Genomic DNA, 14,442 nt, shown 5'->3' with positions numbered 1-14,442 from the left:
GCTCGCTGGATATTTCGACCGCTATGACGCGGTAAGTCACCATACGCGGCTCCCGGTGACCGGTCCGGCCGACGACCAGCCTGACCAGGTGTGGCGCAGTCCCGGCTCGGAGGCGCGACGATCACGTCCGCTACCGCTGGCCCGGGTCGACCCAACGGTGGTAGGCGGCCATGTCGACGTTGCTGCCGCAGACGATGGTGACCACGTGGCGGCCGGCGAAGCGGTCGGGGTCTTCCAGGATCGCGGCGATGCCGAGCGCGGCGGACGGTTCGGCGACGAGGCCGGCCTGGTCGAGCAGCATCCGCATGCCGCGGATGATCGAGTCCTCCCGGACGAGGATGGCGTCGTCGGCGACCAGGAGCAGGTCGTCCAGCACGGCCGGGATCGGTCGCCGTCCGGCGACGCCGTCCGCGATGGTGTTCGTCGACTCGGTGGTGACGACGCGCCGCAGGTGCCAGGAGCGGGTCATCGCGGGTGCGCCCAGCGGCTGGACGCAGAGCACCTCGACGTGGGGTGCCAGCTCCTTCAGCAGGTGACCCACACCGGTGGCCAGCGCCCCGCCGCCGAGCGCGATCAGCACGGCGTCGACAGTCGGCGCGCGGTCCACCAGCTCCAGGCCGATGGTGCCGGCGCCTTCACAGGTCTCGACGTCCAGGCTGTCTTCGAGCAGTCGGATACCGCGCTGCCGCGCGAGGGCCGCCGCCCGGTCGCGGGCGAGTTCGTGGTCGCCGTCGACCAACTTCAGGGTGGCGCCCAGGGCGCGGATGCGGTCGAGCTTGGCGACGGTCGCGTGGCGGGTGGCGACCACGGTGACGTCGATTCCTCGACGGCCACCGGACCAGGCGAGAGCCTGGCCGAGGTTGCCCGCGCTGGCACACACCACCGCGGGTGGCCCGACGTCGGCGAGCCGGTCGGTGACAAGTTCGGTGCCACGCGCCTTGAAGCTGCGGACCGGGTTCGCCGTCTCGAGCTTGATGCTCACGGCGCAACCCAGGTCCGGCTCCAGTGCCGCACACCGGTACAGCGGGGTGTCGAGGAAGACCGGGTCGATGATTCGGCGGGCCGCCCGGATCCGGGCGGTGTCGAGCCGTGTTCTCAGCACGACCGGGCAGCGTAGCGACGACCGGCCAGGGCGGTGCCGGCTCCGGCCGGTCGGGCCGGCACCGGAATCGCGCAGCGTCGACGGCGCGGGCTCCCGGCCGGCGCAGGCACTATCGTGCTGGCGTGCACATCCGTTTCGACGTACCGGCCGATCCCGGCTACCCCGGCCGCGTGGCCGCCGCGCTCAGCAGCGCCCAACTGCGGAAGTACAGTCTGGTCGGCGCGGTGCTGGCGGTGGTCGGCGCGATCGGTCTCGTCGTCTCGTCGGGGTTCGGGTGGGGCGAGCAGACACTGCCGGTGTGGATCACGATGGTCCTGGGTGGCCTGCTGGCGATGCTGTACTGGCCGTGGCTACGGTGGCGGGCTCGGCGTCGGTCCGGTGGCTACGCCGTCGAGGGCGGCTACGACATCACCGAGGACAACATCATGATGCGGAGCGGTTCGGAGTCCGGCGGCATCGCCTGGGACGGCGTCACCCAGGTGCGGACCACCCGCGAGTTCTGGGTCGTGTACGTGGGTCCGATGCCGGCGACGGTGATCCCCCGCCGCCTGATGTCCGCCGGGGACGCGGAGACATTGCGTGCCTTCATGGCCGATCGCGGGCTGCTCCGGTCGTGACCTGAGCCGCAGCGCGCCGTGGGAGGGGCGGCGGTGGCCCGGGGCGCGCGGACACCTCCGCACGCCCCGGCTCGGCTCGGCGTGGTCAGGAGGTGAGCACGACCGTGGAGATGCTGCGTGCGCCGACGTTCACGGAGACCTGTCCACCGTTCACGCTCACCGGCTGGCTGGCCGCGTTGGCGTTCTGTGCGGTGAGGTAGTGCTCGGCCCGGGTGACGTGCTGTGGCACCTGGATCACGGCGTTGTTGACCGCGCTGGTCGAGCGGTTCAGGATCACCAACGTGGTCTTTCCGCCGCCGGTGTAGGCGGTGACCTCCGACGGTGCAGCCTTGGCGCTCTTCGTCAGGGCGACCCGTTGGTAGCCGGGGCGGACGTACTTGGCGTACTGCGAGAACGCGTACCCGCGCTTGAGCGGGGCACCGGCGGTGGTGCCGAAGGCCGCCTCCCCGTCGCCGATGAAGGAGTAGTAGCGCTTGCCGTACCACCAGACGTAGGCGGACCAGTTCGACTCCATCGACCGGTGCACGGTACGCATGATGTCGTCGAGCGTCTCGTTCCAGACCGTCTGGTTGCTGGGATTGCCCCAGATGTTGGACCCGTTGCCGTCAGCCTCGTGCAGGTTCCACTCGGTCATCCACACCGGCTTGTTGTGCTGGTCGGCCAGGGGGTAGGACCGCAGCCGACCGGAGGCCTCGGTGCCGTAGAGGTGACCGCCGATGTAGCCGATGTTGTTGCGGGCGGTCGCGTCGTTGAGGGTCGGATCGGTGTAGGTGTAGTTCAGGTTCACCGCCTCGGCGACCATCAGCCTGGTGTTCTGTACCCGCGTTCCGTGGTCCCGTACGAAGTTGCGCAGCTCGGTGCCGCTCCAGTCCATCGAGTCGTAGTCCGGGTGCCAGTCCGGCTCGTTCTGCACAGAGGTGACGTCGATGGTGACGCCCTGGTTACGCATCGACTGGACGTAGCTGTTCAGATGGTTCGCGTAGTCGTCGTAGTAGTCGGTCCGCAGCTTGCCGCCGTTGGTCCGGCTGTTGTTCGTCTTCCACGCCGCCGGCGCCGTCCACGGGGAGGCGAGGATCTTCACATCGGATCCGTACGACTTCGCTGTCCGCAGGGCGTTCACATGGACCGGCCACTCACCGGACTCGGGTGAGATGCCGGTACGGACGATCGACAGGCCAAGCTGGTTCGGGCCCAACCCGACAAGCGTCTGGGTTTCTGCGGTCGACCAGGTGCCGTTGCCCCAGATCGACGTGGCGGCCCCGAAACCGTCGATCGTCTGATACCGGGTGGCGTTGTTGACCGTGATGTCCGCCGGCCCGGTCGGCGGTGGGGTGGTGGGTGGGGTGGTGGTGGGTGGGGTGGTGGGGGTGACGCCGCCGGTGCAGGTCACGCCGTTGAGGGCGAAGTCGGTGGGGGTGGGGTTGCTGCTGGTCCAGGAGCCGTTGAAGCCGAACGAGGTGGTGCCGTTGGTGGGGATGGTGCCGTTGTAGCTGACGTTGCGGGCGGTGATGGCGGCGCCGCTCTGGGTCAGGGTGGTGTTCCATGACTGGGTGACGGTCTGCCCGGCACCGAACGACCAGGTCAACGTCCAACTGGTCAACGGGTCACCGAGGTTGGTGATGGTGACGTTGGCGCCGAAGCCGCCCGGCCACTGCGAGGACACCGCGTAGTTCACCGAACAACCCGCCGCCGCCGCGCCGGCCCGGCATCGCCCCGGTGACTGCGGCCGACGCCAGGAGAACGACGCCGGCAGACACCAGAGCGGCGTTGAATCTGAGTCTTCTTCTCACACGTCTCATCGCTGATGTGCCCTTCAGGATTGGTGGTGTGGTGGGTTCGGTGGCGACGCCATCCGCCGCGATCTGCTTGAGAACGTTCACCCATCGGTTGGGTTCGGCCGCGCGATCTGCCCGCGTACGTGCGACAGCGACGGACAGTCATTCCACCAGCACAAACGGCGGACCTGTGATCGACAGGGTCCAATCGATGGTTGAGGGTGTGGGAGCGCTCCCGTAATATACACGACGCAGCTGTTAACGCTCACCTAACACCGATGACCGCCAATGCGTCACCGTCACCCAGTCCGGAGGATGCCCCATGTCCAGATCAAGATCCGTCAATACATTTTTGGCGTCATTCGGTGCTGCGCTGTTGGCGTCGACGGCGCTCGCCGTGGCCATGCCCGCGAATGCGGCGGCGGCGGGTTGTTCGGTGAACTACGCGGTGTCCTCGCAGTGGCCGGGCGGCTTCGGCGCCAACGTCACCATCACCAACCTCGGTGACCCGTTGACCAGTTGGACGTTGACCTGGTCGTTCGGTGCCGGGCAGACCGTCACCCAGTCATGGAACACCACCCTGACCCAGAGCGGCGCCGCCATCACCGCCCGCAACGTCAGCTACAACGGCACCATCCCCACCAACGGCACCACCTCGTTCGGCTTCAACGGCTCCTGGACCAGCAGCAACCCCACCCCCACCGACTTCGCCCTCAACGGCGTGACCTGCACCGGCGGCGTCACCCCCACCACCCCACCCACCACCACCCCACCCACCACCCCACCCACCACCCCACCGACCACCACTCCGCCGACTTCGCCACCGCCGACCGGTACCTGCAACCTGCCGTCGTCGTACCGGTGGTCGTCGACGGGTGCGCTGGCGCAGCCGCGGTCGGGTTGGGTGTCGTTGAAGGACTTCACCCACGCGCCGTACAACGGTCAGCACCTGGTCTACGCCACTACGCACGACACCGGCACATCGTGGGGTTCGATGAACTTCGGGTTGTTCTCGAACTGGAACCAGATGGGTTCGGCCAGCCAGAACGCGATGCCGTTCTCGGCGGTCGCGCCGTCGTTGTTCTACTTCGCGCCGCGTAACGTCTGGGTGCTGGCGTACCAGTGGGGTGGGCCGGCGTTCTCGTACCGGACCTCGACGAACCCGACGAACGTGAACAGCTGGTCGGCGCACCAGACGTTGTTCACGGGTTCGATCTCGAATTCGGGTACGGGCCCGATCGACCAGGCGCTCATCGGTGACGACCAGAACATGTACCTGTTCTTCGCCGGCGACAACGGCCGCATCTACCGGGCCAGCATGCCGATCGGGAACTTCCCGGGCAGCTTCGGGTCGAACTACACCACGATCATGACCGACACCACGAACAACCTGTTCGAAGGCGTCCAGGTCTACAAGCTCCAGGGGCAGCAGCGGTACCTGATGATCGTCGAGGCGATCGGTTCGCAGGGCCGCTACTTCCGGTCCTTCACCGCGACCAGCCTGGGCGGCAGTTGGACGCCGCAGGCGGCCACCGAGAGCAACCCGTTCGCCGGTAAGGCCAACAGCGGCGCCACCTGGACCAACGACATCAGCCACGGTGAGTTGATCCGGACCAACGCCGACCAGACCATGACCGTCGACCCGTGCAACCTGCAACTGCTCTACCAGGGCCGTTCACCCAACTCCGGCGGTGACTACGGCCTGCTGCCGTACCGCCCCGGCCTGCTCACCCTGCAACGCTGACGACACCGGGAACTGGTCCGGACCCGACAGGGTGTCCGGACCAGTTCCCGTCCCGCGTGTGCGTTCTGGTGACCAGCGGTCTTCAGGTGACGGGTCACGTCGCCGGTCACCGGCGAACAGGCCGAGCGGCGGGGTGCGGATCCGATCCGCACCCCGCCGCCGGTTCGTCGTACTGTCAGGGGTTGGTGATGCCCAGCGAGTAGCTGCCGGAGCCGCTGTACGCGTGCACCTCGAAGCGGTAGTAGCCCGCCGTGCCGTTGTAGCTCAGCGACTCATCCGGCCCGGACGTGTACGAGCCGGCCACGTCGACCCAGGACGATCCGCTCCACTTCTGCAGGTAGAGGTCGAAGTCCACACCGGTCGGCCCGTCCAGGCAGCCCCGGTGGGTGCCCGAGGAGGACGAGTAGTAGTAGCTGCCGTTGGGCTGGTACCGGCTCTGGCCGGAGGAGATGCTGCCGGTGTAGGTCGCCTCGTATCCGCTGCACCCGGTGGGCGGCGGCGGCTCGTTGCCCCCGCCACTGGTGCGCAGCGTCAGGCCGTACGCCGAGAGGATCTCGTTGACCGGCTGGAAGTAGGTGGTCCCGCCGGAGGAGCAGTTACCGGAGCCGCCCGAGGTGACGCCCTGTGCCTGCTGGCCGGACAGCCACGACCCGCCCGAGTCGCCCGGCTCGGCACAGGCGTTGGTGCGGGTCAGCCCGCTGACCGAGCCCTCGGCGTAGTTGACGGTCTGGTTCTTGGCCTGGATGGTGCCGCACCGCCAGCCGGTGGTCGAGCCGGAGCGGCAGACCGCCGCACCCACGGCGGCCTCGGTGGAACCGGCCACCGTCACGTTGCCGCCGGAGTAGTTGTTGACCCACGGCTGCGGCGTCCAGTTCGAGTTGGTCTGCACCCAGCCGTAGTCGTTGCCCGGGAACGACGAGCCGCGGAAGGTGCCCTGGGCCACCTGGTTGTAGCCCTGGGTGGCGGTGCCGGTGCGGCCGCAGTGTCCGGCGGTGACGAAGCCTCCGGTCACCGAGAAGCCGACGGAGCAGCGCCCGCCCATGTAGTAGGCGTCGCCGCCCCGGACGTCGTAGAGCAGCCGGGGAGCCTCGGTGGTGCTGACCACCCGGACCGCGGTGGCGTCGACGCGGCTGGTGCGGACGAACTTCGCAGCCGCGGCGGTGTTGCCGCTGGCGAGGACCACGACGGTGTTGGTCGTGACGTCGACGTACCAGCCGGGGACCGCGCTGGCCGGTGCCTTGGCGGCGTGGCGGTCCAGGCTCGCCTTGATCCGGTCCAGTTCCGCGCCGCTGCGCTCGACGAGCGTCGCCCGCGCACCGGCCGCCTTGACCCGGTTGGCCGCGGCCTTGCCCGTGACGGCGACGACCAGGCCGTCGGCGGTCATCCAGCCACCGGCGTACGCCGAGCCCAGGGACCGGCGGAGACTGGCGTCCGTCCGGGTTCCCTTGTCGTCCCGGGCGATCCGGGTGCGTGCCTCGGTCGGGGTCAGGTCGAGGTCACGCTGCATCGCGGCGAGCATCTCCGACGACGCGGCCGCCGTAGCGGCGGTGCCGGGGTCGGGCAGCGGGGCCGCTGCGGCGGGGGTCACCGCGACGGCGATGGCACCGACGGGCAGCAGGATCGCTGCTGCCGCGAGGGTGAGAACTCGTCTCATCTATTGCCTCCTGTGGAAACGGCGGCGCGGAACGGGGGTGCGCCGCGATCGGGGCGGGGGGTGTCCCGCCGCGCTCCGCCCTCGGGGTTTGGGCGACGGTGCTGCGGGCGCCGCAGCCCGTGACCTGGCCGGTGCCGCTGCCGGGCGCCTCGGCGGGACGCCGGCCTGATCAGGTGGGCCATCGCCAACCTAACCGGAATCGATAGGCTCTGATCTATATCAGTTAACTCATATTAAGGCGAATGATGCTCGACTCCCGGTGCCCGTACGGCGCACCGGCTGAGCAGCTCCCGACGCTCACGCTCGGTCGTCGCCGGCGGTCTCAGTCGGGCTTGACCGCGTGCAGCCGTTCGACGGTGCCGGCCTTCAACCGCTCGACCTCGACGATCGTGAATCCCGCCGCACGCACCAGGGGTAGCTGACGGCGGGTGAAGTACTCACCGGCCATGCGGACGGTGACCCGTTCGAGGAGCCACTGGGCGGCGCGCACCGGCGGCCAGGTGCTGGCGACGTGGTCCAGCAGGAGCAGCCGGCCACCGGGTACGAGGACGCGTCTCATCTCGTCGATCGCCTGCGCCGGGTGCGGGATGGAGCAGAGCGAGAGAGCGCAGACCACGGTGTCGAACGACGCGGACGCGCAGGGCAGCCGCTCCGCGTCGCCCTCGCGCAGGTCGACCGTCCGGCCGAGATCGGCGGCACGGCGACGCGCGATGTCCAGCATCGCCGGGCTCAACTCGATGCCCGTCAGGGTTACGTCGGTGGGGTAGTACGGCAGGTTGCGGCCGGTGCCGATGGCTACCTCCAGCACCCGACCACGCACCCGGTCGCCCAACCACTCCCGGCCGCCCGCGAACTGCACCCGCTCGAGGAACACGATCTGCCTGTCGTAGCTCGGTGCGGACCTGTCCCACACGCGTCGCTGCTTCGCGGTCGGGGACTCGCCCGGGCTTGTGCTGGCCGGGTTGCTCACGATGACGGTCCTTCCGGTTCGGCGGAGTGGGGAAGGGCGCGTTGAGCATCGCAGGCTACCGTCCGGGTAGGAACCGATCCGCGACAGCGTGATTCTGTGTACTCGTTCGGAACTGCCCGGCCCGGTGGCGGCGGGGGTCCGCCGCCAGTCGGGCGCGGTCAGACCGTGAGAGAACTGGCCGTGCCGGGGATGAGCCAGTGCAGGCTCGCCCGGACCGTGGCCGGGGCGGCGGCGAAGGCGGCCTCGACAGCCTGCCGGCCTTCGCTGAAGTGACTCCAGCCCTCGTAGTGCACCGGCAACACCGAACGGGCGCCGACCAGCCCGCACAGTTCGACACCCTCGGCGGCGGTCATCGTGTAGCGCAGCGCACCGGTGCGGCCGAACCGGACCGCTCCGAGGTGCAGTACGACGGTGCCGATGCCGAACCGGCCGCCGACCTGACGGACGCCGTCGTAGAGCACGGTGTCGCCGGTGATCCATAGCGGCCCGTGCCGCTGGCCGGCCCAGCGCAGCACGAACCCGGTCACCTCGCCGACGACCGGCCGGCTCAGCGGCGGGCCGTGCCGGCACGGGGTCGCCGTGACCTCGATGGTCGGCCGCCCGGTCGCCGTGAGCGTGGTGTGCTGCCACGGGGCCAGACCGATGGCGTCGACCCCCAGCCGTCGGCTTCCGGCCACGGTGGTGACGACCCGACCCGCTGCTGGCAACAGCACCCGGCCGGCGTCGTCGAGGTTGTCGGCGTGGTGGTCGTGGGTCAGCAGCACCGCGTCGAGGTCGCCGAGGGACTCCGCCGGCAGCGCCGGGCCGGTGAGCTTGCGCGAGGCGGTGCCCCAGCCGAACCGGTAGGTCCGGCCGGGCGCGTCGAACGTCGGATCGGTGAGCAGCTGCCACCCGTCGAACTCGATCAGTACGGTCGGACCGCCGATGTGCGTGACCCGGACGTCGGTCATTCCGCGTGCCGCACGGCCCAGTCGAGCACCTCGTCCGCTATCCGCTCCCAGCCCTGCTGTGCCGGCAGCAGGTGGGCGTAGCCCGGGTACTCGTGGCGCTCGGTGACGGTGTTGGACCGGTAGTGCTCCGCGTTCGACTTCTGCACGGCGGGCGGCATGATGTGGTCCTCGCCGCCGGAGACGAACAGCAGGGGCGCGCGGTCGTCGTTGTGGTAGTCGACCCAGGTGTCCTGATGGCCGGGCTGGAAGTTGGCCAGGACGCCGCCCCACACGATGCCGCCCGGGGCGGGGATGTGGTAGCGCTGGTACAGGGCCCGCGACTCCTCGTCGGTGAACGTGTTGGTGAAGGCGTACTTCCACTGCTCCGGGGTCAGGCCGACCGCCCGGTGCCGGTTGGCCGGGCTCTTGAGCACCGGGAAGGTGGACTTGACCTGTGACAGAGGCACCACGCGAACGCCCTCGGTGGGGGCCGAGTTGAGCGCGACGCCGGCCGCGCCGTAGCCGTGGTCGAGCAGGATCTGGGTGAAGGCGCCGCCGGCGGAGTGACCGATGATGATCGGCGGCTCCGGCAGCGTCCGTACGACCTCTTCGAGGTGGGCGATGATCTGTGGAACCGTAACCTGCGCGATCGGGGTCGGGTCGGCGTTGAGCGCCTCAACCTCGACCTCGAATCCGGGGTACGCGGGGGCCACCACCTGGTGGCCCTTGCTCTCGTAGTGCGTGATCCAGTTCTCCCAGCTGCGTGGCGTCACCCAGAAGCCGTGCACCAGGACGATGGGTCTCATGGCTGGTACTCCTCGAGAAAGGCGAGCAGGTCGTCGCCGAGCTGCCGCTTGGGTGTGTCGGTGATGCCGTGTGGGGCGCCCGGGTAGACCGTCAGCCGCGCACCCTTGACGCGGGCGGCGGATGCCTTGCCGCCCAGCTCGAAGGGCACGACCTGGTCGTCGTCGCCATGGATGACCAGGGTGGGCACGTGGATGGCGTCGAGGTCCGGGCGAAAGTCGGTGGCGGAGAAGGCGGCGATGCACTCGTAGGCGTTGCGGTGTCCGGCGGCCATGCTCTGCAGCCAGAATACGTCCCGGATTCCCTGCGACACGCCGCTTCCCGGCTGGTGGTGGCCGAAGAACGGGCCGTCAGTCAGGTCCTTGTAGAGCTGCGCGCGGTCGGTGAGTGAGCCGGCGCGAATGCCGTCGAACACCTCGACGGGTACCCTGGCGGGATTGTCGTCGGTCCTCAGCATGAACGGCGGCACCGCCGAGACGAGGACGAGCATGACGTTCCATCCGATCCTGAGCAGTTGCCGGGGCCGGTGCGTAACGCGCCGGCAACTGGGTCGTATCAATCGCCGCACAGATGGAGAAACCCCGCTGCTCCGATCGCTGTTGCGGCACAACGGCGAACGGAACGACGAGGTTGGCTCCTGCCCGGCGGAGACCAGGGCCCCGTAGAGATTGAATATCTGCTATATATGGGAACGCTCCCAAGGATGGGGCAATGAAGACAGGCGTCTCGGACGTCGCCCCGGTCACTGGGGCGTTCGTCCTCGCCCCGGATACCGGGTGAGGCGTTGCACGCCGTAGCCCCGCCACGTCGAAAGTGGCGGGGAAGCAGTCGATGGAGGAAACATGCGCAACCTTCTTGCCGGGTTGACCGCTCTGCTGATCGGCGTCACGGCCGGCAGTGTCCCGTCCGACGCAGCTGGCGCCAACCATCGCGGCTCCTGCACCCGACACCTGCTCTTCTGCGAGGACTTCGAGCGTCTGCCGCCCGGCGGTGCCAGCACCCTGGACTGGGGCATCGACACGCGCAACGGCACGCTCACCGTCGAACGTGCCCGCCGTGGCAACCAGGTACTGCACGTCCACACGGTCGACAACGGCCGCGCCTTCCTGCGCGTCGACGACTTCGCCGCGCCCGGCAACCGCTTCTACGGCCGGATGCGGCTGCGCGTCGACGCATTTCCCACCGGCCCCGACTGGGCGCACTTCACCCTCGTGGAGGCGACCGGCACCGGCAGCTCGGAGATTGTCCGTCCGATCGGCGGCCAGTACGCACCGACGGTCCCCGGGATCTTCTGGGGCGTCGGTGCCGACGGCGGGCCGACCGGCGACTGGACGAACTGGCGGGAGTCCGCCCCAGTGGTCGAAGACACCTGGCAGTGCTTCGAGTGGCACCTCGATCCGACGGACAATCGCGTCGCGGTGTGGATCGACGGGGTGGCGAACCCGGAACTGACCGCCTCCACCACCGAACACGGTGGCAACGACGTGCCGTTCGTCCTGCCGGACGTGAACACCGTGAAGATCGGTTGGCAGCTCTACCAGGGCGGCACCACCCCGGGCGAGTTCGACCTCTGGATCGACGACATCGCCCTGTCGACCAGGCGCCTCGGCTGCTGACCCGTTCGGCGGGCCGTGATCGGAGGGTCCTGGCCCGCCATCACCCCGTGCACAGACCGTGTCGGGCGTCGCCGAATATTCGGCGACGCCCGGCACCGAGTTCCCTTACGCTCCACCCGAACGGCGGCGGATGGCGAGCTGCCGACGGTGGTGAGCCGACGATCGGGGAATGCGATGTCCTGTCAGCTGGTCGCCGTGTGTTTCGACGCGAACCAACCGATGCGTTTGGCGCAGTTCTGGGCCGGCCTGCTCGACCGGCAGATCGTCCACGATGGCGGCGGTGCGTCTCTTCCCGGCACTGACACGCAGCTCGGCCTCCGGTTCGTGGCGAGCCACGCCGAGCGGGTAGGGCAGAACCGGGTGCACCTGCACCTCACCAGCGCCAGCCCGGCCGACCAGCAGCAGACGGTGGCCAGCGCGCTCGCCCTCGGTGCCACCCACGTCGATCTAGGGCAGCGCCCGGAGGAGGGACACATCGTCCTGGCCGACCCCGAGGGCAACGCGTTCTGCGTGATCGAGCCGGGCAACAGGTTCCTCGCCGGCTGCGGCCTTCTCGGTGAGATAGCCTGCGACGGCACCCGGGAGGTCGGCCTCTTCTGGAGCGCCGCGCTGGGTTGGCCACTGGTGTGGGACCAGGATCAGGAGACCGCCGTACAGGCGCCGGACGGCGGCACGAAGGTCGCCTGGGGAGGTCCACCCGTGGCACCGAAGCAGGGGAGGAACCGGCAGCGCTTCGACCTGGCGCCGTCGGCTGACCGTCATCAGCGGTCGGAGGTCGACCGGCTGCTGTCCCTCGGCGCCACGTGGATCGAGGCCGGCGAGGATGGCGCGGTCATGCTGGCCGACCCGGACGGCAACGAGTTCCGTGTCATGAGGCGTCGTTAGTCCGATCCCGACGCGCCGCTGCCGACACGCCGGCCCCAGCGACCGTCCGGCGGTGGAAGCGGTCAGGACGCGGTGGCGGACTTGGCGGCAGGGCCGGTGGAGCCGGTGCCGTGGGCGGGGCGGCGAGTCAGGACCCGGGGGCCGGCGGCCGTGATGGCGACCGTGTGCTCGGAGTGTGCGGTGCGGGAACCGTCGGCCGACCGGATCGTCCAACCGTCCTCGTCATACCTGATCTTGTCGGTGGAGTTGCAGAGCCAGGGCTCGATGGCGATGGTGAGGCCGGGCTCCAGCTTCAGGCCGCGACGAGGGCGGCCACTGTTGGCCACGTGCGGGGCCTCGTGCATGGTGCGGCCGATGCCGTGGCCGCCGAACTCGCCGTTGACCCGGTAGCCGTAGGAGTGGGCGACCTCGCCGATCGCGGCGGAGATGTCGCCCAGGCGGCCGCCGGGCTGGGCGGCGGTGATGGCGGCCTCCAACGCGACCTCGGTGGCCTCGATCAGCCTCAGGTCGGCCGGGTCCGGGGTGCCGACGATGACGGAGAGCGCGGAGTCGGCGACCCAGCCGTCGATGCCGACCGCCATGTCGATGCTGAGCAGATCGCCGTCCCGTAGGACGTAGTCGTGGGGGAGGCCGTGCAGCACGGCGTCGTTCACCGACAGACACAGCACGTTGCGGAACGGACCACGGCCGAACGAGGGGGCGTAGTCCCAGTAGCAGGACTCGGCACCGCGTTCGGCGATCCGACGGCGAGCGTGGTGCTCAAGGTCCAGCAGGTTGACGCCGACCGCGGCGACACCGCTCAGCTCGGCGAGCAACTCGCCGACGAACCGGCCGGTCACTGCCATCCGCTCGATTTCCTCGGCCGACTTGAGTTCGATCATGAAAGCCTCCCTCGCCTCCTGTCGGTATTTTTATACCACGCCACGGTGGGGTCGCCCGGAAGGGGCTATCCTCCTTCGCATGGTCCGCCAACCACTCACCGCCGAGCAGATCGCCGCAGGGCAGCGCCTGGGCGCCGCCCTGCGAGCCGCCCGGGCCGGCCGCAGTCTCGTCGAGGTGGCCCTGGCCGCCGGCATCTCGCCCGAGACGCTCCGCAAGATCGAGGCGGGCCGCCTGCCCGCGCCGGCGTTCGGCACCGTCGTCTGCCTCAGCCACGCCCTCGATGTCCCCCTCAGCGACCTGGCCGAGGTCTGGCGGGCCGACATGCCCGTCCGCCAGGCGTCCTAGGGTCCCTTCCGACCTCGTGCGTCCGTTGAATCCCCACCGCGCGGGACGGCCCGACGCACCCGTCGTCTTCCTGGACCTCGACGGTGTACTGAATCCCTTCGCGGCACCGACCTGTCCTGACGGCTACCAGGAACGCGTCCTCTTCGACGGTGAAGACCCGCAGCGGTACTGCCTGGCACACGCCGACTGGATCCGGGAGCTGGCCGCCGCCGGTGAGCTGTGGTGGGCAACGGGTTGGGGCGAGACGGCCAACGAGGTCTACCTGCCGCTGCTGGGAGTCGCGCCGCTGCCGGTGGTCGGCTTCCCACCGGTGCCGTTCGATCCTGAACTCAAGGTGCCGGCCGTGGATGCCGTGGCCGCCGATCGACCGGCCGCGTGGCTCGATGACAACCACACCGCCGTCGGTCGGCGGTGGGCCGCTGCCCGTTCGGTACCGACCTTGCTCGTGTCGATCGATCCCGCGACTGGTTGGACCCGGGCGGACGTCGAGCGCGTGCTCACCTGGGCGGCGTCCCTGACCAGGTGAGCACGGGTCGCACGGAGTCCCGAGAGGCCCTCCGTCCTACCTCACCGAGCCGTGATCGGGTCGACCGCGTACCCACCCGTCCCGGATCGGGCCGTCAGTGTCCGGCGCAGCTCGCGGACGGTGTCGAAGGCCCGGTTGTCGTCGTCGGCGAATGCCTCCTGCCACAGGTCGTGCCATTCGGAATTCGCGGACATGATCCGGTCGAGCGCGCTCGCGGCCAGCGCGGGCAGGTCGGCGGGCAGGTCGAGTCGGCCGCCGTTGCGGAGGACCTCCGGCGCGTACGGTGAGCTGATGGGTTGCCCGTCGGGCAGGTGCGCGGCCACGATCGCGGCTGCGGCAATAGCCTCGCAGGCGATGTCGGCGTCGAGGTAGTCCTGCTCGACGGCGGCCTCGTGCAGGGCCTTGCGGACCAGCGCCGGACGCTGGGTGGCGTCGGCTTTATCGAGGTCGCCACACCAGTCGGCGGCGGTGTCGTTGTCGAACGGTCCGTTGTCCCAGGCACCCATGAAACCTCCCATGATCGGTTGCGCGGCATTCTGGCACCGCCCACCGACAGGCTTCGACCCCCGCGATCCGGCGCATGGACGCGGGCA

General features: G+C 69.6%; 14 protein-coding genes and 1 pseudogene. 6 read left to right on the top strand and 9 right to left on the bottom strand.

Annotation, left to right across the window (positions count from 1 at the left end):
* Window positions 1–130 precede the first annotated feature (130 nt).
* Window positions 131–1,102, bottom strand: coding sequence for a threonine ammonia-lyase (locus O7605_RS28065; protein WP_269741968.1), 972 nt, complete (start codon window positions 1,100–1,102; stop codon window positions 131–133).
* A gap of 122 nt (window positions 1,103–1,224) precedes the next feature.
* On the opposite strand from O7605_RS28065, the gene O7605_RS28060 reads away from it, so the two are divergent.
* Window positions 1,225–1,719 carry a YcxB family protein gene (locus O7605_RS28060; RefSeq protein ID WP_269741967.1) on the top strand — a complete coding sequence of 165 codons (495 nt, stop codon included), beginning with the start codon at window positions 1,225–1,227 and terminating at the stop codon, window positions 1,717–1,719.
* An 85-nt stretch (window positions 1,720–1,804) separates the two neighbouring features.
* Here the strand turns inward: O7605_RS28060 and O7605_RS28055 are convergent.
* A pseudogene (locus O7605_RS28055) lies at window positions 1,805–3,518 on the bottom strand (cellulose binding domain-containing protein).
* Between the two features lie 298 nt (window positions 3,519–3,816).
* Between O7605_RS28055 and O7605_RS28050 the strand changes: the two are divergent.
* Window positions 3,817–5,238 carry a non-reducing end alpha-L-arabinofuranosidase family hydrolase gene (locus tag O7605_RS28050; protein ID WP_269741966.1) on the top strand — a complete coding sequence of 474 codons (1,422 nt, stop codon included), beginning with the start codon at window positions 3,817–3,819 and terminating at the stop codon, window positions 5,236–5,238.
* Between the two features lie 175 nt (window positions 5,239–5,413).
* Here O7605_RS28050 and O7605_RS28045 read toward each other — a convergent pair whose 3' ends face one another.
* The 5 genes from O7605_RS28045 to O7605_RS28025 form a co-directional block, all read right to left on the bottom strand.
* Window positions 5,414–6,892 carry a S1 family peptidase gene (locus O7605_RS28045; RefSeq protein WP_269741965.1) on the bottom strand — a complete coding sequence of 493 codons (1,479 nt, stop codon included), beginning with the start codon at window positions 6,890–6,892 and terminating at the stop codon, window positions 5,414–5,416.
* 322 nt (window positions 6,893–7,214) lie between these two features.
* The gene (locus tag O7605_RS28040) at window positions 7,215–7,862 is read right to left on the bottom strand and encodes a class I SAM-dependent methyltransferase (RefSeq protein WP_269741964.1); all 648 of its coding nucleotides are present in this window, start codon (window positions 7,860–7,862) and stop codon (window positions 7,215–7,217) included.
* Between the two features lie 158 nt (window positions 7,863–8,020).
* A complete protein-coding gene (locus tag O7605_RS28035; protein WP_269741963.1) occupies window positions 8,021–8,812 on the bottom strand; it encodes an MBL fold metallo-hydrolase in 792 nt (263 codons plus the stop codon).
* Window positions 8,809–9,597 carry an alpha/beta hydrolase gene (locus tag O7605_RS28030; RefSeq protein ID WP_269741962.1) on the bottom strand — a complete coding sequence of 263 codons (789 nt, stop codon included), beginning with the start codon at window positions 9,595–9,597 and terminating at the stop codon, window positions 8,809–8,811. The genes O7605_RS28035 and O7605_RS28030 overlap by 4 nt, the downstream gene beginning before the upstream one ends.
* The gene (locus O7605_RS28025) at window positions 9,594–10,085 is read right to left on the bottom strand and encodes an alpha/beta fold hydrolase (protein ID WP_269741961.1); all 492 of its coding nucleotides are present in this window, start codon (window positions 10,083–10,085) and stop codon (window positions 9,594–9,596) included. The genes O7605_RS28030 and O7605_RS28025 overlap by 4 nt, the downstream gene beginning before the upstream one ends.
* 352 nt (window positions 10,086–10,437) lie before the next feature.
* Here O7605_RS28025 and O7605_RS28020 point away from each other — a divergent pair, with 352 nt between their 5' ends.
* Window positions 10,438–11,211, top strand: a complete 774-nt coding sequence (locus O7605_RS28020; protein WP_269741960.1) for a hypothetical protein — start codon at window positions 10,438–10,440, stop codon at window positions 11,209–11,211.
* Between the two features lie 174 nt (window positions 11,212–11,385).
* Window positions 11,386–12,096, top strand: coding sequence for a VOC family protein (locus tag O7605_RS28015; protein WP_269741959.1), 711 nt, complete (start codon window positions 11,386–11,388; stop codon window positions 12,094–12,096).
* A gap of 62 nt (window positions 12,097–12,158) precedes the next feature.
* Here the strand turns inward: O7605_RS28015 and map are convergent, their stop codons facing one another.
* Window positions 12,159–12,977 (bottom strand): type I methionyl aminopeptidase, encoded by an 819-nt coding sequence (gene map, locus O7605_RS28010; protein ID WP_269741958.1) that lies wholly within the window; start codon window positions 12,975–12,977, stop codon window positions 12,159–12,161.
* A 79-nt stretch (window positions 12,978–13,056) separates the two neighbouring features.
* Here map and O7605_RS28005 point away from each other — a divergent pair, with 79 nt between their 5' ends.
* Together O7605_RS28005 and O7605_RS28000 are read left to right on the top strand one after the other, a co-directional pair.
* Window positions 13,057–13,323, top strand: a complete 267-nt coding sequence (locus tag O7605_RS28005) for a helix-turn-helix domain-containing protein (protein WP_269741957.1) — start codon at window positions 13,057–13,059, stop codon at window positions 13,321–13,323.
* A gap of 16 nt (window positions 13,324–13,339) precedes the next feature.
* Entirely contained in the window at window positions 13,340–13,849 is a 510-nt protein-coding gene (locus tag O7605_RS28000) for an HAD domain-containing protein (RefSeq protein ID WP_269741956.1), read from the top strand.
* A gap of 41 nt (window positions 13,850–13,890) precedes the next feature.
* On the opposite strand, the gene O7605_RS27995 is transcribed toward O7605_RS28000, so the two are convergent.
* Window positions 13,891–14,355 (bottom strand): DUF4259 domain-containing protein, encoded by a 465-nt coding sequence (locus tag O7605_RS27995; protein WP_269741955.1) that lies wholly within the window; start codon window positions 14,353–14,355, stop codon window positions 13,891–13,893.
* Window positions 14,356–14,442 lie beyond the last annotated feature (87 nt).

It is taken from the genome of Verrucosispora sp. WMMA2121, assembly GCF_027460185.1.
Taxonomy (GTDB): Bacteria; Actinomycetota; Actinomycetes; order Mycobacteriales; family Micromonosporaceae; genus Micromonospora; species Micromonospora palythoicola.
Note: the sequence above shows the minus strand (reverse complement) of the source record. Positions and strands in the feature narration are given on the sequence as shown.

Coding starts and splice junctions, on each gene's coding strand:
- O7605_RS28050 (WP_269741966.1), top strand. CDS start 3,817: ATGTCCAGATCAAGATCCGTCAATACATTTTTGGCGTCATTCGGTGCT.
- O7605_RS28045 (WP_269741965.1), bottom strand. CDS start 6,892: ATGAGACGAGTTCTCACCCTCGCGGCAGCAGCGATCCTGCTGCCCGTC.
- O7605_RS28035 (WP_269741963.1), bottom strand. CDS start 8,812: ATGACCGACGTCCGGGTCACGCACATCGGCGGTCCGACCGTACTGATC.
- O7605_RS28030 (WP_269741962.1), bottom strand. CDS start 9,597: ATGAGACCCATCGTCCTGGTGCACGGCTTCTGGGTGACGCCACGCAGC.
- O7605_RS28025 (WP_269741961.1), bottom strand. CDS start 10,085: ATGCTCGTCCTCGTCTCGGCGGTGCCGCCGTTCATGCTGAGGACCGAC.
- O7605_RS28020 (WP_269741960.1), top strand. CDS start 10,438: ATGCGCAACCTTCTTGCCGGGTTGACCGCTCTGCTGATCGGCGTCACG.
- O7605_RS28015 (WP_269741959.1), top strand. CDS start 11,386: ATGTCCTGTCAGCTGGTCGCCGTGTGTTTCGACGCGAACCAACCGATG.
- map (WP_269741958.1), bottom strand. CDS start 12,977: ATGATCGAACTCAAGTCGGCCGAGGAAATCGAGCGGATGGCAGTGACC.
- O7605_RS28005 (WP_269741957.1), top strand. CDS start 13,057: ATGGTCCGCCAACCACTCACCGCCGAGCAGATCGCCGCAGGGCAGCGC.
- O7605_RS27995 (WP_269741955.1), bottom strand. CDS start 14,355: ATGGGTGCCTGGGACAACGGACCGTTCGACAACGACACCGCCGCCGAC.